This is a genomic window from Telluria sp. RB2R28 (assembly GCF_059685835.1).
The window spans coordinates 145,189-163,734 of sequence record NZ_JCASIK010000001.1 but is presented as its reverse complement, the minus strand read 5'-3'; the positions used below and the strand labels follow the sequence as shown (position 1 = coordinate 163,734).

17 protein-coding genes, 1 other RNA gene and 1 riboswitch are annotated in these 18,546 nt (G+C 64.5%); of the genes, 13 read left to right on the top strand and 5 right to left on the bottom strand.

Going from position 1 to position 18,546, the window contains the following annotated elements:
• Positions 1 to 51: 51 nt before the first annotated feature.
• Positions 52 to 954: a LysR family transcriptional regulator gene (locus AC56LV_RS00720; RefSeq protein WP_499555254.1), complete on the bottom strand. Its 903-nt coding sequence runs from the start codon at positions 952 to 954 to the stop codon at positions 52 to 54.
• A gap of 116 nt (positions 955 to 1,070) precedes the next feature.
• Between AC56LV_RS00720 and AC56LV_RS00715 the strand changes: the two genes are divergently transcribed.
• From AC56LV_RS00715 to AC56LV_RS00675, 9 genes are all read left to right on the top strand, one after another.
• Positions 1,071 to 2,369, top strand: coding sequence for a flavin-dependent oxidoreductase (locus AC56LV_RS00715; RefSeq protein WP_499555252.1), 1,299 nt, complete (start codon positions 1,071 to 1,073; stop codon positions 2,367 to 2,369).
• Positions 2,344 to 3,396 carry a gentisate 1,2-dioxygenase gene (gene gtdA, locus AC56LV_RS00710; RefSeq protein ID WP_499555250.1) on the top strand — a complete coding sequence of 351 codons (1,053 nt, stop codon included), beginning with the start codon at positions 2,344 to 2,346 and terminating at the stop codon, positions 3,394 to 3,396. Before AC56LV_RS00715 ends, gtdA begins: the two co-directional genes overlap by 26 nt.
• 24 nt (positions 3,397 to 3,420) lie before the next feature.
• Positions 3,421 to 4,128, top strand: a complete 708-nt coding sequence (locus AC56LV_RS00705) for a fumarylacetoacetate hydrolase family protein (protein WP_499555248.1) — start codon at positions 3,421 to 3,423, stop codon at positions 4,126 to 4,128.
• Positions 4,118 to 4,768, top strand: a complete 651-nt coding sequence (gene maiA / locus AC56LV_RS00700) for a maleylacetoacetate isomerase (protein WP_499555247.1) — start codon at positions 4,118 to 4,120, stop codon at positions 4,766 to 4,768. The genes AC56LV_RS00705 and maiA overlap by 11 nt, the downstream gene beginning before the upstream one ends.
• Before the next feature lie 31 nt (positions 4,769 to 4,799).
• Positions 4,800 to 6,125: an MFS transporter gene (locus tag AC56LV_RS00695; RefSeq protein ID WP_499555245.1), complete on the top strand. Its 1,326-nt coding sequence runs from the start codon at positions 4,800 to 4,802 to the stop codon at positions 6,123 to 6,125.
• 136 nt (positions 6,126 to 6,261) lie between these two features.
• A complete protein-coding gene (locus AC56LV_RS00690; RefSeq protein ID WP_499555243.1) occupies positions 6,262 to 7,365 on the top strand; it encodes a porin in 1,104 nt (367 codons plus the stop codon).
• Positions 7,366 to 7,463: 98 nt separating this feature from the next.
• Positions 7,464 to 8,168 carry a bifunctional 2-polyprenyl-6-hydroxyphenol methylase/3-demethylubiquinol 3-O-methyltransferase UbiG gene (ubiG, locus tag AC56LV_RS00685; protein WP_499555241.1) on the top strand — a complete coding sequence of 235 codons (705 nt, stop codon included), beginning with the start codon at positions 7,464 to 7,466 and terminating at the stop codon, positions 8,166 to 8,168.
• 4 nt (positions 8,169 to 8,172) lie between these two features.
• Positions 8,173 to 8,880 (top strand): HAD family hydrolase, encoded by a 708-nt coding sequence (locus tag AC56LV_RS00680; protein WP_499555239.1) that lies wholly within the window; start codon positions 8,173 to 8,175, stop codon positions 8,878 to 8,880.
• A gap of 179 nt (positions 8,881 to 9,059) precedes the next feature.
• Entirely contained in the window at positions 9,060 to 9,686 is a 627-nt protein-coding gene (locus AC56LV_RS00675; RefSeq protein ID WP_499555237.1) for a glycine zipper 2TM domain-containing protein, read from the top strand.
• 55 nt (positions 9,687 to 9,741) lie between these two features.
• Here AC56LV_RS00675 and AC56LV_RS00670 read toward each other — a convergent pair whose 3' ends face one another.
• Entirely contained in the window at positions 9,742 to 10,599 is an 858-nt protein-coding gene (locus tag AC56LV_RS00670) for a class I SAM-dependent methyltransferase (RefSeq protein WP_499555235.1), read from the bottom strand.
• A 152-nt stretch (positions 10,600 to 10,751) separates the two neighbouring features.
• Here AC56LV_RS00670 and ssrA point away from each other — a divergent pair.
• The 3 genes from ssrA (at position 10,752) to AC56LV_RS00655 (ending at position 13,399) form a co-directional block, all read left to right on the top strand.
• Positions 10,752 to 11,110: a transfer-messenger RNA gene (gene ssrA, locus AC56LV_RS00665) on the top strand.
• Between the two features lie 351 nt (positions 11,111 to 11,461).
• Positions 11,462 to 12,583, top strand: coding sequence for an acyltransferase family protein (locus tag AC56LV_RS00660; RefSeq protein WP_499555233.1), 1,122 nt, complete (start codon positions 11,462 to 11,464; stop codon positions 12,581 to 12,583).
• Positions 12,584 to 12,667: 84 nt separating this feature from the next.
• Positions 12,668 to 12,841, top strand: a riboswitch (yybP-ykoY riboswitch).
• Positions 12,842 to 12,844: 3 nt separating this feature from the next.
• Positions 12,845 to 13,399: a manganese efflux pump MntP gene (locus tag AC56LV_RS00655; RefSeq protein ID WP_499555231.1), complete on the top strand. Its 555-nt coding sequence runs from the start codon at positions 12,845 to 12,847 to the stop codon at positions 13,397 to 13,399.
• A 28-nt stretch (positions 13,400 to 13,427) separates the two neighbouring features.
• Here AC56LV_RS00655 and AC56LV_RS00650 read toward each other — a convergent pair whose 3' ends face one another.
• From AC56LV_RS00650 to tssF, 3 genes are all read right to left on the bottom strand, one after another.
• On the bottom strand, positions 13,428 to 14,057 hold the full coding sequence (locus tag AC56LV_RS00650) for a type 1 glutamine amidotransferase domain-containing protein (protein ID WP_258836187.1): 630 nt from the start codon (positions 14,055 to 14,057) through the stop codon (positions 13,428 to 13,430).
• A gap of 96 nt (positions 14,058 to 14,153) precedes the next feature.
• A complete protein-coding gene (tssG, locus tag AC56LV_RS00645) occupies positions 14,154 to 15,113 on the bottom strand; it encodes a type VI secretion system baseplate subunit TssG (RefSeq protein WP_499555229.1) in 960 nt (319 codons plus the stop codon).
• A gap of 3 nt (positions 15,114 to 15,116) precedes the next feature.
• A complete protein-coding gene (tssF, locus tag AC56LV_RS00640; RefSeq protein ID WP_499555227.1) occupies positions 15,117 to 16,949 on the bottom strand; it encodes a type VI secretion system baseplate subunit TssF in 1,833 nt (610 codons plus the stop codon).
• Positions 16,950 to 17,125: 176 nt separating this feature from the next.
• Between tssF and AC56LV_RS00635 the strand changes: the two genes are divergently transcribed.
• The gene (locus AC56LV_RS00635; protein WP_499555226.1) at positions 17,126 to 18,526 is read left to right on the top strand and encodes an MATE family efflux transporter; all 1,401 of its coding nucleotides are present in this window, start codon (positions 17,126 to 17,128) and stop codon (positions 18,524 to 18,526) included.
• Positions 18,527 to 18,546 lie beyond the last annotated feature (20 nt).

Sequence of the window (18,546 nt, the reverse complement as noted above, 5' to 3'; positions counted from 1 at the left end):
GGCATTTTTTTTATGGTGCAGCCTATGTCCACCAAGTTCTTGTCCCCGACCTCAACCGGGAAGCAGCGACACCAGCGTCCGGCTGAACTCGGACATCAGCTCGGGTTTGGCGCGTCCGCGCTTGCTGATGCGATAAAAGCCCAGGGTTTCTTCAGGGTCGACCAGGATATCGGTGCTCACCGCGCGCTGGCGGCAAGCCAACAGGGCGAATGATGGAATGATGGTCGAGCCCATGCCGGCCGCGACCATGCCAATCAGCGTGTCGAAGTGGCGGAAGCTGGCGCGCTCCTCGTTGCCGCGCCCGATGCGGGCCAGGCTGCTGTCTACAAACTGCTGGATCTGATTATCGCGCGGCAGGCCGATCAAGGTTTCCTGCTGCAGCGCGCTCCACGGCACCCGCCCCACCCCACTCGCGCCGCCGTTTCGCTTTCCCGACAATGGCGCCACCCGCATCAGCGAAAACGAGCACAGCAAGGTCCGCTCGATGCCCTGCGCCGGTTTGAAGAAAAATCCTAGCCCGAAGTCGGCCTCGCCGGATTCGACCAGCGCGTGCACGCGCCCTACGTCGTCGTCCTGCAATTGCAGATTCACGTCCGGATACTGGCGCCGAAAACTGCCGAATACCTCCGGGAGCAGGCTCGACGAGACTAGCGGCGTGGCCGCGATGCGCAGGTTCTGGCGCGACTCTTTGCCGATGTCTCCGATCGCAGCGGCGGCCTGCGCGAGCCCCTCCACCGCAGCCTGGGCCGCCGGCAGCAGTATTTCGCCGGCCGGCGTCAGGCCGACGTTGCGGGTGGTCCGCTCGAACAGGCGGCTGCCGAACTGGACTTCCAGTTCGCGCATCATGGCGCTCAGCCCGGCCTGGGTCACGTGCATGCGTTCTGCCGCCCGGGTGAAATTGCCAAGTTCGCTCACCAGCAGGAACGCCTTCAATTGGCGAAAGGAGTAATTCATAACGTTTGCTTGTGAATTGATACAGTATTCAAATTTCCATAATAGCCGAGACAGGGTTTAAATGTGCCTACGGAGACAGCCGGCAGTGCCGGCGCCGCAAGACACAAGGACCCTAAATGGACAACACCAATTTCGACTGCGATATCGCCATTCTCGGCGCTGGCATCGGTGGCCTCACCGCCGCCCTCAGCCTGCATGCCGCCGGCTTCTCGTGCCGCGTATTCGAAGCCGCCGCCGAGATCAAGCCACTCGGCGTCGGCATCAATCTGCTGCCGCACGCAGTGAGCGTGCTCGATGGCCTGGGCCTGCTCGACGCGCTGACCGCGGTCGGCGTCACCACGGCCGAATCGGCCTTCTATAACGCTCATGGCCAGTTCGTCTACAGCGAACCGGCTGGCCGCTTCGCGGGCTATCACTGGCCGCAATTCTCGATCCACCGTGGCGACCTGCAGGCGGTGCTCCTGCAGGCAGTGCGCGAGCGCATGGGCGCCGCCGCGATCGTTGCCGATCACCGCTGCGCTGGCTTCGAACAGGACGACGCGGGCGTCGACCTGCGCTTCGTCGATGCCGGTGGCCAGCCGCGCGCCGGCGTGCGCGCCAGGATCGCGGTCGGCTGCGACGGCATCCATTCGGCGATCCGCAAGCAACTGTATCCGGACGATGGCCCACCGCGCTACTCGGGCGTGAACATGTGGCGCGGCGCGGTCGTCATGAAGCCGTTCCTGGGCGGCGCCACGATGGTGCGCGCCGGCTGGCTGTCGGTCGGCAAGATGGTGATCTACCCGATCCGCGACAACGTCGACGGCCACGGCAACCAGTTGATCAACTGGGTGGCCGAGATCGAAGCGGCGCACCCGGCGCGGCGCGACTGGAACCGGCAGGGCCGGCTGGAAGACTTCTACCCCGCCTTCGCCGACTGGCACTTCGACTGGCTCGACGTGGCCGCCATGATCAAGAACACCGACAACATTCTCGAGTACCCGATGGTCGACCAGGACCCGCTGCCGCGCTGGAGCTTCGGCCGAGTGACCCTGCTGGGCGATGCGGCGCACCCGATGGTGCCGCGCGGGTCCAATGGCGCCGGCCAGGCGATCCTGGACGCGCCCTGCCTGGTCGAGCAGCTGCGCCGGTTCGGCCCCTGCGCCGACGCGCTGACCGCCTATGACGCGGTCCGCGGCAAGGCCACTGCCGACGTGGTGCTGATGAACCGAACGGCGCCGCCCGACGCCATCCTCAAGACGGTGCACGAACTGACCGGCGGCCAGCCTTTCGGCAGCATCGAGGACGTGATCAGCCGCGACCGGCTGGCCGCAATCTCGAACAGCTACAAGAACGTGGCCGGCCTGAACAAGGACACGCTGAATGCCACCCGCGCACCAGGAGCTCGCAATGAATGTCCGTCAACAATACTATGAGGAAATCGCTGCCCTGCAGCTATCGCCCCTGTGGGAGTCGCTCCACGCGCTGGTGCCGAAATACCCGGCCGCCAACTGTCAGCCGCACTGCTGGGATTACGCCACGCTGCGTCCGCACCTGATGCGCGCCGGCGAGCTGATCACGGCGGCGGAAGCTGTGCGGCGCGTGCTGGTGCTGGAAAACCCGGCCCTGGCAGGCAAGTCCAGCATCACGCAAAGCCTGTACGCGGGCCTGCAGCTGATCATGCCGGGAGAGGTCGCGCCCAGCCATCGTCATACGCAAAGCGCGCTGCGCTTCATCGTCGAGGGCGACAGTGCCTGGACTGCTGTGAACGGCGAGCGCACGCCGATGCACCCGGGCGACTTCATCATCACCCCGTCGTGGGCCTTCCACGACCACGGCAACCGGACCGAAGCCGAAGGCGGCAACCCGGTGGTCTGGCTCGATGGGCTGGACATCCCGATGCTGCGCTTCTTCGACGCCGGCTTCGCCGAGAACCACGCCGAGGCCGAGCAGCCACTGGTGCGCGCCGAGGGCGACAGCTTCGCGCGCTACGGCGCCAACATGCTGCCACTGGAATACGACGCGCCGTACGGCGCCACCTCGCCAATCTTCAGCTACCCGTACGCGCGCACCCGTGCGGCACTCGAGACCCTGCGCCGCAACGGACCGGTCGACGACTGGCACGGGGTCAAGATGCGCTACGTGAACCCGGCCACCGGCGGCTGGGCCATGCCGACCATCGGCACCTTCATGCAGCTGCTGCCGGCAGGCTTTCGTGGCAAGCCGCAGCGCAGCACCGACGGCGCCGTGTACTCGGTGGTGGAAGGCCGCGGCGTGGCCATCGTCGAGCGCGATGGCCAGACCTGGCAATTCCCGTTCGGTCCGCGCGACCATTTCGTGGTGCCGTCCTGGCACACGCTGCGGTTCGAAGCCGAGACCGAGGCGGTGCTGTTCAGTTTTTCCGATCGTCCCGTGCAACAGGCGCTGGGCATCCTGCGCGAAGAACGGCTCGTCCCCCAATAACCTGCAACCAGAAGGAATCCGACCATGTCCCACCTTTTCGAACTTCCCGTTCCGGCCGTGCCCATCGCCGGCAGCGCGCTCACCTTTCCGGTGCGCCGCATCTACTGCGTCGGCCGCAACTACGTCGAACACGCCCAGGAAATGGGTTTCAGCGGACGCGAGCCGCCGTTCTTCTTTGCCAAGCCGGCCGACGCCATCGTCAACGTGGCGCCGGAAACGACGGTGACCATTCCCTACCCGCCACAAACGGCGAATCTGCACCACGAAATCGAACTGGTGGTGGCAATCGGCAAGCGCGGCGCGAACATCAGTGAAGCCGACGCCGCGGCGCACATCTACGGCTACGCGGTCGGCATCGACATGACCCGGCGCGACCTGCAGATGGAACTGCGTAAGGCCGGCCGTCCGTGGGAATTGGGCAAGGCATACGACCAGTCGGCGCCGATCGGACCGATCCATCCGGCCGACAGCGTGAGCGGCATCGGTCAGGCGCGGATCTGGATCGACGTCAATGGCGAGCGCCGCCAGGACAGCAATGTCGACAAGCTGATCTGGAACGTGACCGAAACCATCGCCTTCCTGTCGCGCTATGTCGAGCTGCAGCCGGGCGACCTGATCTACACGGGCACGCCGGCCGGCGTCGGCGCCGTGGTGGCGGACGACCTGATGCACGGCGGGGTAGACGGCCTGGGCGAGATCCGCGTGAAAGTGGGCGCCGCCGATGCGCTTTGATCTGCACAATTATTTCCGCAGCTCGTCGTCGTACCGGGTACGGATCGCACTCGGGCTCAAGGGCCTGGACTACGCCTACCTGCCGGTCCACCTGAACCGTGGCGGCGGCGAGCAGTTCACGCCTGCTTTTCGTGCACTCAGCCCGGACGCGGTGGTGCCGGTGCTGGTGGCCGGCGACGCGACGCTGACGCAGTCATTGGCGATCATCGAGTGGCTCGAAGAGACCCAGCCGGGCGCGCCGCTGCTGCCATCCGATGCCGGGGCGCGCGCCTGGGTGCGCGCCCTGTGCCAGACCATCGCCTGCGAAATCCACCCGCTCAATAACCTGCGCGTGCTCAAGTACCTGACCGGAGAGTTGGGACTGAGCGAAGCGCAAAAACTTGCCTGGGTGCGCCACTGGACGGTGCCGGGACTGGCGGCAGTCGAGGCCATGCTGGCGCGGCGCGCGCACCAGTCGAGGTTCTGCGCCGGCGACGAGCCAGGCATGGCCGACTGCGTACTGGTGCCGCAGGCGTTCAATGCCGGGCGCTTCGGCATCGAGCTCGACGCCTATCCACGCATCTCGGGCATCGTGGCCGCCTGCGCCGGAATGGCTGCGTTCGCCGACGCCCATCCGGCGCACCAGCCCGACGCCGAATAAGCGACACACACATAATAATCATGGAGACACTATGACTATACCAACCACCATCAACGTCCGCGAGCGCATCGACGAGCGCCCATTCGGACGCTATCAGTTCCTCGTCGCGGGGCTATGCGCACTGATCGTCTTCCTGGACGGCTTCGACACCCAGGCCATCGGCTATGTGGCGCCCGCCATCATCGCCGAGCTCGGCATCAGCCGCGCCGCACTCAGTCCGGTATTTTCCGCCAGCCTGGTCGGCCTGATGCTGGGCGCCCTCATCGGCGGGCCACTTTCGGACCGCTTCGGACGCCGCCCGGCACTGCTGGGCGGCATGGTGTTCTTCGGCATCATGTCGCTCTTGACCGCCACCGCCAGCTCGATCGAGACCCTGCTGGCACTGCGTTTCCTGACCGGGTTGGGACTGGGCTGCGTGATGCCGAACGCGATTGCGCTCACCAGTGAGTACGCGCCGGAACGGGTGCGCTCGACATCCGTGATGGTGATGTTCTGCGGCTTTTCGCTTGGCGCCGCGCTGGGCGGCGTGGCGGCGGCCGTCATGATCCACGATTTCGGCTGGCGCTCGGTGTTCGTGGCCGGCGGCGTCCTGCCCCTCCTGGGCGCGCTCGTCGTCTGGAAGTGGCTGCCCGAATCGGTGCGTTTCCTGGTACTCAATGGCGGCGACAAGCAGCGCATCGCCGCCATCATGCAGAAAATCGACCCGGCGCTGAACAGTCCCGACGTGCGCTTCGTGGCCGACGAGCACAAGGTCGACAAGTCGCCGATCCGCCAGTTGTTCGCCGACGGACGCATGGTTCTGACCTGCCTGCTGTGGGTCGTGTTCTTCATGAGCCTGATGGTGCTGTACTTCCTGTCCAACTGGCTGCCGACAGTGATCAACGACGCCGGCATTCCGGTACACACGGCGGCCCTGATCACCGCCATGCTGCAGGTCGGCGGCACCCTCGGCACGCTGGTGCTGGGGCGCCTGTTCGACAAGGTCTCGCCATTCTTCGCCCTGTCCGCGATCTACCTGCTGGCGGCCGGCTTCATCGCCGCGATCGGCCTGTCGGGCGGCTCGACCGTGGCGCTGGTGGTAGCGATCTTCGGCGCCGGCTTCTGCGTCATCGGCGGCCAGATCGGTGCCAATTCGCTGGCGGCGAAATCGTACCCGACCTCGATCCGCGCCACCGGCGTCGGCTGGTCGCTGGGTATCGGCCGCATCGGTTCGGTGCTGGGCCCGGTGATCGGCGGCATGCTGCTGTCGATGCACTGGAGCATGCGCGAACTGTTCCTGGTCAGCGCGATCCCGGTATTGATCGCCTCGCTGGCCGCGCTGATGATCGGCATGAACGCGCGTCGCGCCGCCCGCTGATTTTCTTCCTCCGCTTTACTTCACCAGGCTTGCAGCGCTGCCACGACCGGCGCGTTGCAATCCCGGCCGCGCATCCCGCGCACGAACGCGGGAGCAGCGGTCGCTTTTGTCACGACATCGTGCATCAGGAGACACCGTGCGCACTTCTTGTTTGCTGTTCCCCGTACTGCTGCTGGCTGCCACCGGCGCCAGCGCCCAGACCAACCTCACCATTTATGGCAGCGTCGATGCTGGCATATCGAGCTTCAGCGACGAACGCGGCGCCCACAACGCCAAGGTCGATACCGGCAACCGTTCGCCCAACCGTATCGGCTTTCGCGGCAGCGAAGAACTGGGCAGCGGCGTGCGCGCGCTGTTCACGCTCGAAGGCGGCTACAACCTCGACGACGGCTCGCTGAAGCGCCCCAGCACCTTGTTCAACCGCGCCGCATGGGTGGGCCTGTCCGGCGCCGCGGGCACGCTCTCGGCTGGCCACATCCCCGACTTCATGTACGACTACCTGCGCTACACCGGTGGCGGCGCGCTCGCGTCGCTGTACTTCTTCCACCCGGCCAATCTCGATAACCAGGCCAACCAGTTCCAGATCGATAACGCGGTCAAGTATGAGTCGCCATCGTTCCACGGCTTCACGCTGGGCGCCATGAACGGCTTCGGCGAGCGCGCCGACGGCTTCAACCGCGCTCGCTCGTACAGCCTCGGGCTGCGCTACAGCGGCGCCAAGCTCGCCGGCGCGGCAGCCTATACGGTATCGAACGATCGCGCGCTCAATCTCGGCGCCGGTCTCGGACTGGACAGTCTGCTTGGCCAGACCCTGAGCCGCGATGCTGCCGTGCCCAACGCCGTGTATGCCAACTTTGCCGCCGAACGCGTCAGGAGCGCCGGCATCACTGCGGCGTACAAGCTGGGGCGGTTCCGGCCCAGTTTGATGCTGACCCGGATCGAGATGCAGGCGGGCGACGACAGCGCCACCATGCGCAACGTCGAACTGGGCACCCGGATCGAACTCGTCAAGTCGAATACCCTGGTGCTATCGATGACCAGCTCGCGGCTGGGACAGTACCGCTGGCACCAGGCCAATGTCGCCGACCTGATGGCGCTGTCATCGCGCACGGTGGTGTATGCGGCCCTGGCCTACCAGCGCGCCTCGGGCGAGGGCGCGCATGCGGTGATCAATGGTGCAGCGCCAGCCAGCGGGCAGTCGCAGAGCGTGGTACGGATCGGGATCGATCACGCGTTCTGATGCTGTCCCGACTTGTGCACCGGGGCAAACCTGGCCCCGGCCTGCACGGGGCGACCTTGCCCGCCAAGCAACGTCGATTTCCGCTATTATTCCAATCTATGACGACGACAAATTCAGACCCATCAGAAATTCAGAAGTTCAGCGAACTGGCCCACCGCTGGTGGGATCCGACCTCGGAATTCCGGCCGCTGCACGAGATCAATCCCCTGCGGCTGGAATGGATCAACGCGCGCGTGCCGCTGGCCGGCAAGAACGTGATCGACATCGGTTGCGGCGGCGGCGTGCTGTCCGAGGCGATGGCGAAAAAAGGCGCCAAAGTGACCGGCATCGATTTGTCGGAAAAGGCACTGAAGGTCGCTGACCTGCACAGCCTGGAATCCGGGGTCGAGGTGCGCTACAAGCACATCGCTGCCGAAGACATGGCCCTGGCAGAGCCGGGCCAGTTCGACGTGGTCACCTGCATGGAAATGCTGGAACACGTACCCGACCCGGCCTCGATCGTGCGCGCCGCGGCAGCCCTGGTCAAACCGGGCGGCCACCTGTTCTTTTCGACGCTCAACCGCAATCCGAAGTCGTACCTGTTCGCCGTGATCGGCGCCGAGTACATCCTGCGCATGCTGCCGCGCGGCACGCACGACTACGGCAAGTTCATCACGCCAGCCGAGCTGTCGCAGTTCGTGCGCCAGGCCGGCCTGCAGGTCGATGGCCTCAAGGGCCTGACCTACAACCCGCTGACCAAGATCTATTCGCTCAACAGCGACACCAGTGTGAACTACATGGTGGCGTGCACCAAACCCCTGTGATCCGATGACCTTCCCTGCTTCGATTCCGGCGCCGCGCGCCGTCCTGTTCGACCTCGATGGCACGCTGGCCGACACCGCGCCCGACCTGGCTGCGGCCGTCAACTGGCTGCGCACCGAGCGCGGCCTGGCCGAGACGCCCTACGAAGTGCTGCGCCCTACGGCCTCGGCCGGTGCGCGCGGCATGATCGGCGCAGCCTTTGGTTTGGCGCCGGGCGACGACGGTTACGAAGAACTGCGCCTGGCCTGGTTCGACCGCTATCAAACGGCGATGTCGGCCCATACGACGCTGTTTGACGGCATCAATGAACTGCTGACCGGCATCGAACAAGCCGGCATGGCGTGGGGTATCGTCACCAACAAACCGTCACGCTTTACCGATCCGCTGGTACCGCAAATCGCATTGGCGCACGCCGGCTGCATCGTCTCCGGTGACACGACGGCATTTGCCAAGCCACACCCGGCGCCCGTGCTCGAAGGCGCGCGCCGGCTCGGCGTTGCACCAGAACAGTGCTGGTATGTCGGTGACGACCTGCGCGATATCGAGGCTGGCAAGGCGGCAGGCATGATTACCGTGGCCTGCGCCTGGGGTTATTGCGGCGCGATTGCACCGTCGACCTGGGGCGCTGATTATCTGTTCGACACGCCGGAGCAATTACTGGCCGCATTACGCGATGCTGCGGACAGCACGTCGCGCGCGGATCGGGCGGCCTGATCGGGCTGCACTGACTTCCTTGCGATGGCGCCCTCTTCCGGGCGCCATTTTTGTTTGTGCCCGCCAGGGTTGAGGGCTTACATCTCTTTACGATTGATACAGGGATGCGTCTAGCTTGGAAGCGGGCTCGCCAGTAATCTACATCCATACAAACAAGCAATAGCTTACTGGAGCAGATCATGGAAAACACCACCAACCGCATTCACCCAATGATGGCAGCCGCAGCGGCGTCGGTCATCATCGTCAGCCTGACCGGTGCCGCAGCGATCACTGGTCTGCTGCCATCGTCCAAGAGCGCGCCCGAGCCAATGCCATTGGCCGCCACCTCGCCATACAATCTGCAGCAGCCAGGCATGCAGCAGCCTGGCCTGCAAGTGCCTAACGGTTATATGGTTCAGAACGGCCAGCTGGTGCCGGTGTCGGCCAACCAGCAGCAACTGGTTCCTGCGATGGTCCCGGCGATGGTGCCCGCTAACCAGCTGGCGTATGCCCAGCCAGTGGCACAGCAGCAGCAGCCGCAGCCGCAGCCGCAGCCGACGGTGATCATCAAGGAAAAGCCGGTGGTGCGCGTGGTCGAGAAAACGCGCGTGGTGCATGCCGCGCCGAAGCCAGTGCGCTATGAACAGCCGCGTTACGCTGAACCAGCGCCAGCACAACCGAACTATGTCGGCATCGGTACCGGCGCCGTCATCGGCGGCCTGATCGGCAATCAGATCGGCGGCGGCAATGGCAAGAAACTGGCTACCGTGGCCGGCGTGATCGGCGGCGGCATGCTGGGCAATGAGATTGCCAACCGCAACCGCTAAGCACGCGACAACCAAGCACGCAACAACTGCACACCTCCCCTTGGCCGCAAGCTGATCAGCTTGCGGCTTTTTTCTTGAAGATACTGACGATGATGTCGCTCGGGAAAATGCTCAAGACGGGGATCGCGCAGCGAATGACGATGTATTGCAGATACAACGACACCGGCGCGGCCTTGCCCACATAACGCAGCCGTTCCATGAGGCCTTCCGCGCGCAGTGCCGGCAGCTCGGCCGTTTTCGCCATCGTGAACCCTTGCTTGAGTACCAGTTCGCGCAGATTGCGCGGGTCAAAATAATGGACGTGCGGCGATGGCATATCCTTTTGCCACATGCGCTCGAACGGTCCGTGCCAGCCGACCCGTGCCAGTACCTTGGACACGCGATAGAAAAAGCCGCGGCTATTGGGCAGGTTCAGGATCAGGATGCCGCCGTCATTCAGATGCGCGTGGCAAGCTGCCAGTGCGCTGTGAATATCAGGAATATGCTCGATCACATCGTTGAAAACAATCGCATCGAAGCGCTCGTCGCGGCCCACGACATCGGGAAAATAACCCGAGCGCACCGGCAAGCCACGCGCAGCCGCCCGCCCGCCTACCTCAGCATCGGGCTCGACACCCAGCACATCGAATTGCCCGCGTGCCGCTTCCAGAAACCAGCCATGTGCGCTGCCTACGTCGAGCAGCCGCGGTTTGCTGGCCGGAACATGCTGTTTGGCATAGCCGACGATCGTGTTGAAATTCTGGACGCGCAAGGCCTTCAGCGCCGCCTCGCGCTGTGCCTCATCCATGGGTACGGTACTGGGCGCATTGATCGCCGGCGTCAACGCGGCGCTTTCATAACGACAACCGCGGCATGTTGCATGCCATCCCGTCAGCCCGACCATCTTCGAACCGCCACAAACGATGCATGTCATTGCAGACCTTGTGTTTACATGATGAAAGCGACGAGCATATTGCAATATGAGCATGCATTGCGGGTTTCTCACCAGCAGCGACTTTAAGGCGTTCTTAATGAAATCGGGTGTACATCACCCACTCATGGGGTACAATAAAACTTCTCGACACTGGGGGCGACCTGGTTTCGACGTGGGTTGCAAAGCAGAGCAGGGCATACCGAGGACTGGTTACCTCGTAAATACATCCAGAAATCAATAACTGCAAACGATAACTCGTACGCACAAGCAGCTTAATTGCTGCTAGCTCTACAACACCTCGCCTCTGGGGTGAGTCGCAAGACTAGTAGAGTCATTTACAGAGGCTAGGACTCAGCCGGGTTACTTGGTTGTTTCCGAAATTTAAGGTAACTCGCCTGTCCAAAGCGTGCACATCCGCGCTGTACGGGCTAAATTAAATGATAGTGCTAAGTATGTAGAACTGTCTGTAGAGTGCTTGCGGACGCGGGTTCGATTCCCGCCGCCTCCACCAGTATTCCTAAAAAACCGTCCAGTGGACGGTTTTTTTTCGCCTGCGCTCCAGGCGGCGGGGATCGAACCCGCGGGACGCGGCGGATTTCCGGCGGGGAGCACTGCTCCCCGCCGGAAATCCGCCTTGCGCTTGCAAGCGCAAGGCTCTCCGATTCGCCTGATTAGAGGGAAATCGCTCCGCGATTTCTTGCCCTTCCGCCTCTGCCAAACCGCAGCAGGTCTAAATCGGAGAGGGGCATCGCCGCAAGCCACCCCAAAACACCCCCCCCCGCACGCCGCCCACCATGTCTTTCTAGCAAGATCAGCTATGATAGCGCCCCAACAAGCGCGTCAGCTGCATCTCGGAAAACACATGAAGTCCACCCCCAGCATCACCCCGATAACCCCGCCACAACGCCCCACAGAATACGCCACGATCAACCTGCTGAAAGCCATCTCCGCCCAGCTGATCGTCCTGCACCACCTGGCCTTCTACGGCCCGATGGCCGACTACACCCGCGAGACACTCCCCAATCTGATAGATTGGCTCGCCCAGGACGCCCGCATCGCGGTCCAGGTCTTCCTCGTCATCGGCGGTTTCCTTGCCGCAAAATCATTGTCACCCCAGGCGTTGTCCGGCCCGGCAAATCCGTTAAAAACCATCCTGCGCCGCTACACCAAGCTGGCGCCGCCGTTCTTTGTGGCGATCCTGCTGGCCGTTGCCGCCTCGTGGCTGGCAGGTGTCTGGATGACGCACGACGCCATCTCCGCACCGCCCAGCGGCGGCCAATTGCTCGCACACGCGCTCCTGCTGCATGATGTACTCGCCTACGACGCGCTCTCGGCCGGCGCCTGGTACGTCGCCATCGATCTGCAGCTGTATGCCATGTTCAGCGTCCTGCTGTGGGCTTGCAGCCGCGTATCGGCACAACCCATGCCTGCGTACCTGATCCCAGTTGTGACGGCCATTGCCACCGGCGCCTCGCTGCTGTACTTCAACCTGGATGCCGACTGGGACGTCTGGGCGCCCTACTTTCTCGGCAGTTATGGCCTGGGCGCGCTGGCCTGGTGGGCGGGCGATCCCGCCCGTCGACCGCGCTCGGTCGCCATCCTGCTGCTACTGATGGCGGTGCCGGCGCTGCTCGCGCTGACGATCGATTTTCGCAGCCGCATTGCACTTGCACTGCTCGTCGCGTGTATGCTGGTCGCGTTCGGCCGCATGCAATCACCGTCGACCGCACCCGGCCGGTGGCGCGTCATCAGCAGCGCCGGGAACATCTCGTTCTCCATATTCCTGGTGCACTTTCCTGTGTGCCTAGTCATCAACGCGGCATTTACCCGCTTCGCGCCGCAGGACGTACTCGTGCAGACTGCCGGCGTCATCCTTGCCTGGATTGCCAGCATGATCGCCGGCGCCCTGTTCCATCACGGCGTCGAGTTGCCGATCGGCCGCGCGCTGAAGTGGATACCGGGGCGCCGCCCCCTTCTCGCTTGATGCTGGCAATGTGGTGCTAACACATCCTTAACGCCTGCATCACGCGCACATAACGCGCCTTGCCGATTAGCTACCGCTGAGTTACCATAGCGCCGCCCTTGGGGAGTAGCCTGCTTCCTCTTTCGGAAGTTTGTCGCATCAACATACTTGACGCTCAACGTCATGGTGCGCAAGCCTTCTGGTTGGCAAGACCATTGGCATGTTTGCGTGACGTTCGGGCCACGCGACATGCCTTTTGTCGTGCCCGATCGGAAAGCTGTCATGTCTCTCGTCGCCATTCTCATCCTCGCCTTCGCCATGTCTACCGACGCCTTTGCCGTCGCCATTGCCATGGGCGCGCGCCGCCATCACGTACGGTTCAAGGATGCATTGAAGGTGGGCCTTCTGTTCGGGGTAATCGAGGGCGTGACGCCGCTGGTCGGCTGGGCGCTGGGCAGCATTGCCGCTTCCTACGTCGAGACTTGGGATCACTGGATCGCCTTCATCCTGCTCACCGGACTGGGTCTGCGCATGATCCACGAAGGCTTTTCCCCGCCGGAAGACGCTGAAGACTCCAACCGGCCGCTGTGGCTGCTGGCATTGACGGGCTTTGCTACCAGCATCGACGCCATGGTCGTGGGCGTGAGTCTGGCCTTTACCGCCACCCACATCGTCTGGCCGGCACTGGCCATCGGCCTGGCGACGCTGACGATGGTGACGCTGGGAATGCTGGTAGGCCGCCGTATTGGCGCCCTGGCGGGCAAGCGCGCCGAGATCGGCGGCGGCCTGGTGTTGATTGCGGTCGGTTGCGTCACGCTGTGGGAACACTTGCAGTGACGCGCCCTGACCGCTGAGGACTACTCGATTACGAGGTCGGCCCCGGATCGGTACCGGCCTCTTGCAGCACCATCAATTGCTTCATGATGGCTTCGTTGAACGCGGGAATATCGTCCGGCTTGCGACTCGTGATCAGTTTGCCGTCGACGACCACTTCGTCATCGGTCCATTCGGCGCCGGCATTGACCAGATCGATCTGCAGCGTCGGCCAGCTGGTCATGTGCTTCGACTCGGCGATGCCGGCGTCGATCAGCGGCCACGGGCCATGACAGATCGCGGCAATCGGCTTGTCGCCATCGCCAAACGCCTTGATGAAGGCGATCGATTCAGGGCTCGAGCGCAGATTGTCGGGATTGGCCACCCCGCCCGGCAGCAGGAGCAGATCGTAGTCGTCTGCGTTGGCGTCTTCCACGTTCAGTTCGACCGCATACTTGTCGCCTGGTTCGAGGTGATTGAAGCCCTGGATCTGTTCGCCCACTTTCTTTGGCGAGATCAGCACGACCGTCACGCCCTGCGCTTCGAGGAACTGGCGCGGCTTGGTGTATTCGACTTGCTCGACGCCGTCGGTCATCAGGACCGCGACGCGGCGGCCGTCAAGTGACTGGGTTGCTGCTGGTTCGAGATGATCTGCCGGCTGCATGTTTTCTGCTTGTTGCATGGTGCCTCCTGGTCGATGGTTTGTTAATTCGTTGACATCGATTGTAGGCTGCCCGTCACATGTGTGGCGCGCGTATGCCGTCAGGAATGAAACATGTCAGTCGAGCAGGTAGCACATGTCATCGCGATCATGTGGCGTGCCTCGCGTGCACAGGAAGCCATCCAGCCCCAGTCGCGCCGAACCGCCGAGCTTGACGCCATGGACCGCCTCACGCCGCAGCACGACCTGCAGTTCGCGATATGGCACGTCGATGGCAAAGCGCGCAAGCAAGGCAGCCAATGTGCGGCTGCCCTCCTGCCCCGGCAAAAAACGCGCGAATTCCGGTGCGCTCACCGGGCCCAGGCGGATGCGGATGCCGAGCTCGGGCCGCAGCAGCCGCGCCCCCGCAGTCGCGCCCGCCCCCAGCACGCAATTGCCCTGGGCCAGCAGCGTGCGCTGGTCCGGTGCGAGCACATCCCAGCGGCCGGTAAATTGCTCGACACGCACTGCCACGCCAAAGCAGGCGCCGAGTACGCCGGCGATCAGGTCGGCGCTGACCACGCGGCTGCGCAGTGGCGCGGCAAACCGGGCCATGGCATCGGCACCAGCCACGGCCTGACATCCCGGCGCCACGCCAGCCAGCGCCAGCAGCAGCGGCCGAAAACGATCGACGCCCGCCGCCAGCGGTTGCCGCACCCGGTACTTGCACCAGGCGCGGTAAAACAGCGCCACCTGGCGGCTGGAAAACAGATCGAGAAAGGCACGCGGCCCATCGTCGCGGTTGCGCAACGCCCACGCGGCGAATCGTTCTGTGTAATGCAGCGGCAAGGCGCCCATCACGCCGAGCAACCCCATCATCGCGGGTGTAATCGTGATTGCAGGCATGTCCCCGGCGCCAGGCTCGATGGCCTCGATCTCGCTGGGTGGAAAGTTCAGTCCGACGCTATTGCGAAAGCGGATGACGCCGCCGAGCGCCTGCTCGGGGCCGATGCCCTGCCGGCCCAGCCAGCGCAGCAGCAGGCGCACCGCCTGGAAAAATTCGTAGCGCTGCGGGTGCGCCAGCAGGTCGGCAATCACTGACTACACCAGCGTCAGGCTGCCGCTGCGTGGCTCACAGCGCAGCAGTTCCTTGCCGCTCTGGCCAGAGATCAATACCAGTCGCGTGAAACTGTTCAGGTGAACATACAGCCCAAGAAAACGGCTGACCACCTGTGCAAAGACGAACAGGCTGCTGCCGGCGAACGCTTCTTCGTCCAGCGTCAGCCGTATTTCGGTGCCGTGCACGAGCGTGGCGCCATGCCGGTTGCGCAGCCATGCCGTGGCCGGCAGCGTGGTCAGCGCGGACAGGCCGGCGATCTGGCGCTGCGAACTGCCCGAGCGCGCCAGGTCGTACACCGCCAGCGTGTCGCGGAAGGTGTCGAGCTGGGCCAGCGAACGGTGGTTCAGCGCCAGCTGGGCCACGAGGCGCCAGCCGGTGCCATCGCGGTTGCCAAAGTGCAGCGGCGCCGATGGCTTGCGCAACAGGCGGATGGGCACGCCGCCCGTCGCCGTTTCGCTGGCCAGGTCGCCGCCCGGCGCGCCGACGCCCACCGCGCAGGCCGCCGGGCCGTTGCTGCAGGTCAGGTCGATCGACGCGATCGCTGGCTCGAGCCCGGCCAGTGCCGTGTCGTCGTCGCTGAACGCGATCTTCATGCGGTGCCGGCGGTCGCCTGCGTCGTCGTGGCGGTTGAACCAGTAGCGCTGGCCTTCGCCGCCTTCGCCATGGCGCAGGCCATAACAGGGGCGATAGGCCACGCCAGCCGTTTTGCCGCCATGCGTCGTCAGCACCTGCACCGCGTCGATGCTATAGACCTCGACATCGTCTTCGTGCCGGCTCGGCACCACGTCGTACATGGCCGAGCGGTGCGTGATGCGCACCGGCGCCGCCGCTTGCCGGAACAGATTCACAACCGGCACGCAGCCCGCAAGCAAGTGCTGGTGCGACAGCGCGCGCAGGACGCGCGCCGGACCCGCCTCAGCCTGCAGGCCGGTCAGCAACACATGCAGCGTGAAGCGGCGTGCGCTGGCGGGAAACATCGGCCCCAGCGCCGCCAGATCGACGTCCAGGAAGTGAAACTTGTCGGGGAACGCAAAGTATTCGGTCAGCAAGCGGTAGGCGGGATGAGCGTGCGCCGGTTCGGGCACCAGTGCTTCGTCAGGCTCGAGGCCGCCGAGCGACAAGGCCGGGCGGTCCAGGCGGCGCCAGCGGTCCTGCCCTTCCGTCTCGACCCACGTTTCCAGCGTGTGCAGGCACAGGCTGTCGATCAGCGCAGCCGTCAGCAGTGCGTCGCCGTCGACGTGCAGCCGCAGGCGCGCCAGGCCAAGCCTGGGCAAGAGCCGGCACGGTATGGCGCTGTCGATACTGATGCTGATGCGCGCGCTGGCGCGGGCCGGCAGCCGGAGCGGCGGCGGCACCTGCGCCACCGGCGAAAACCAGGCGCGCGTCACCGTCACGGGCGCCAGCGCCAGGTCGGCCGTCGTGCGGAAGCGGCACGGCGCGCCGCCTGCAGCCAACGACGTCATCTCGGTGCCGCGTGGCACCACGTGCACGTGCCCAAGCGTGGCCGGGCTGGCCTGGTGGTCGCTGTCGTCGACGCGCACGATCGAGCAGCTCGGGATGCCATGCAGGAAATGCGGATACAGGCTGCCGAGCAGCGCCTCGGTGAATTCCGGGTAATCGTCGTCGAGCTTTTTCGCAGTGCGCGCATTGAGCAGCGCGCACGCCTGGATCAGGCGCCGGATGTGCGGATCCTCGCTGCCTTCCGGCCCCAGGCCCAGCTCGGCGGCCAGCTTCGGATACTGGTGGGCGAGCTCGCGGCCGACCGTGTTCAGGTAAACCAGCTCCCGCTCGTAATAAGGCAACAACGCTTTCATGGCATTCTCCCTCAGGCTGAGACGCTACGGTCGGTCAGATCGCGCGCATGGCCGTTGCGAAAGCGCAATGTATGCGCGCGGATAAACGACACGTTGTGGCGCGTGGACAGTGCGGCTTCCACCGGTCTTGACAATAAGTCAGTAAAATCCCGGGTTCCCTTAGTCGAGCCCGCATCATGACCACCTCCGCCACACCGATCCGTACCGAAATTCTTACCCTGTGGCGCCTGTCGTGGCCCGTGCTGGTCGGCCAGCTGGCCACGGTCGGGATGGGCGTGGTCGATGTCGCCATGACCGGGCACGTCAGTGCCGAGGAACTGGCGGCCGTGTCGCTTGGCACGGCGGTATGGTCGATCGTGCTGGTCACCGTGATGGGCACGATGATGGCGATCAATACCGTCGTCGCGCACGAGATGGGCGCCGCGCGGCACGACCAAGTGCCTCACTCGGTGCGCCAGGCAATGTGGAAAGGCTTATTGGTCGGCACCATTGCGATGCTGTTTGCCAACCTGTGCACGCTGCTGTTCGACCATGTCGGGCTCGATGCCCATGTGGCCGCGCGCGCGTCGCTGGTCGTGCACGTGATCAGCGTCGGCTTGCCGGCGTTTGGCGTCTACCGCGCGCTGTACGGGTACACGACCAGCATCAACCAGACCAAGCCGATCATGTGGATCGCCATTTTCGGACTGCTGTACAACACCTTGGTGAGCTGGCTGCTCGTCTTTGGCGAGCTGGGCTTTCCGCGCCTGGGCGCGGTCGGCTGCGCGATTGCGACGGCCAGCGGCATGTGGCTGATGCTGGGCGTGATGCTGTGGTGGGTGCGGCGCTCGCCCGCCTACCGCATGACCTACCCGTTCGACCGCTTCGAGGGCCCGAACACCGCAGCGATCGGCAGCATGCTGCGCCTGGGCCTGCCGATTGGCGTGACGTATTTTGCCGAGGTCAGCGCCTTTGGTCTGATCAGCCTGCTGGTGGCGCGCTATGGCGTCGTGCAAGTCTCGGCGCACCAGATTGCGCTCAATTTTGCGTCGCTCGTGTTCATGCTGCCGCTCAGTTTCGCGATTGGCATGCTCACCCGCGTCGGCCAGGCGATGGGCGAAGGCGATCCGGTGCGGGCCCGCTTCGTCGGCTGGGTCGGCGTGGGCGTGTCACTGACGTTCGGCGCGCTGGCGGCGCTGTTCATCGCCATCTTCCGCTGGGAAATCGCGGCCGCCTATACGTCCGATCCGGCCGTGCAGCAGGTGACCGCCCACCTGCTGCTGTTCGCGGCGCTGTTCCAGTTGTCGGATGCAACCCAGGTTGCCACCGCGTCGGCCATCCGCGGCTATCAGGTAACGCGCCCGCCGATGGTGATCCAGCTGGTCTCGTTCTGGGGTTTGTCACTGCCACTCGGTTGCGTGCTGGGGCTGGCGCCGCAATGGTTCCCGTGGACGCCCGCGGCGCCGATGGAGGCCACCGGCTTCTGGATCGGCCTCGTGTTTGCGTTGACGGTCGCGGCGGTACTGCTGACCTGGCAATTCGAAAAGCTGGCGCGCCAGCGTATCCGCGAGGGTGTGGCGAAAGCGTTGGTGTCCTAGTTTTTATGACATGTCATTAC

What these genes read in the sequence shown, in the direction of transcription:
- AC56LV_RS00720 (WP_499555254.1), bottom strand. Translation starts at nt 954, where the DNA reads ATGAATTACTCCTTTCGCCAATTGAAGGCGTTCCTGCTGGTGAGCGAA.
- AC56LV_RS00715 (WP_499555252.1), top strand. Translation starts at nt 1,071, where the DNA reads ATGGACAACACCAATTTCGACTGCGATATCGCCATTCTCGGCGCTGGC.
- gtdA (WP_499555250.1), top strand. Translation starts at nt 2,344, where the DNA reads ATGAATGTCCGTCAACAATACTATGAGGAAATCGCTGCCCTGCAGCTA.
- AC56LV_RS00705 (WP_499555248.1), top strand. Translation starts at nt 3,421, where the DNA reads ATGTCCCACCTTTTCGAACTTCCCGTTCCGGCCGTGCCCATCGCCGGC.
- maiA (WP_499555247.1), top strand. Translation starts at nt 4,118, where the DNA reads ATGCGCTTTGATCTGCACAATTATTTCCGCAGCTCGTCGTCGTACCGG.
- AC56LV_RS00695 (WP_499555245.1), top strand. Translation starts at nt 4,800, where the DNA reads ATGACTATACCAACCACCATCAACGTCCGCGAGCGCATCGACGAGCGC.
- ubiG (WP_499555241.1), top strand. Translation starts at nt 7,464, where the DNA reads ATGACGACGACAAATTCAGACCCATCAGAAATTCAGAAGTTCAGCGAA.
- AC56LV_RS00680 (WP_499555239.1), top strand. Translation starts at nt 8,173, where the DNA reads ATGACCTTCCCTGCTTCGATTCCGGCGCCGCGCGCCGTCCTGTTCGAC.
- AC56LV_RS00675 (WP_499555237.1), top strand. Translation starts at nt 9,060, where the DNA reads ATGGAAAACACCACCAACCGCATTCACCCAATGATGGCAGCCGCAGCG.
- AC56LV_RS00670 (WP_499555235.1), bottom strand. Translation starts at nt 10,599, where the DNA reads ATGACATGCATCGTTTGTGGCGGTTCGAAGATGGTCGGGCTGACGGGA.
- AC56LV_RS00660 (WP_499555233.1), top strand. Translation starts at nt 11,462, where the DNA reads ATGAAGTCCACCCCCAGCATCACCCCGATAACCCCGCCACAACGCCCC.
- AC56LV_RS00655 (WP_499555231.1), top strand. Translation starts at nt 12,845, where the DNA reads ATGTCTCTCGTCGCCATTCTCATCCTCGCCTTCGCCATGTCTACCGAC.
- AC56LV_RS00650 (WP_258836187.1), bottom strand. Translation starts at nt 14,057, where the DNA reads ATGCAACAAGCAGAAAACATGCAGCCGGCAGATCATCTCGAACCAGCA.
- tssF (WP_499555227.1), bottom strand. Translation starts at nt 16,949, where the DNA reads ATGAAAGCGTTGTTGCCTTATTACGAGCGGGAGCTGGTTTACCTGAAC.
- AC56LV_RS00635 (WP_499555226.1), top strand. Translation starts at nt 17,126, where the DNA reads ATGACCACCTCCGCCACACCGATCCGTACCGAAATTCTTACCCTGTGG.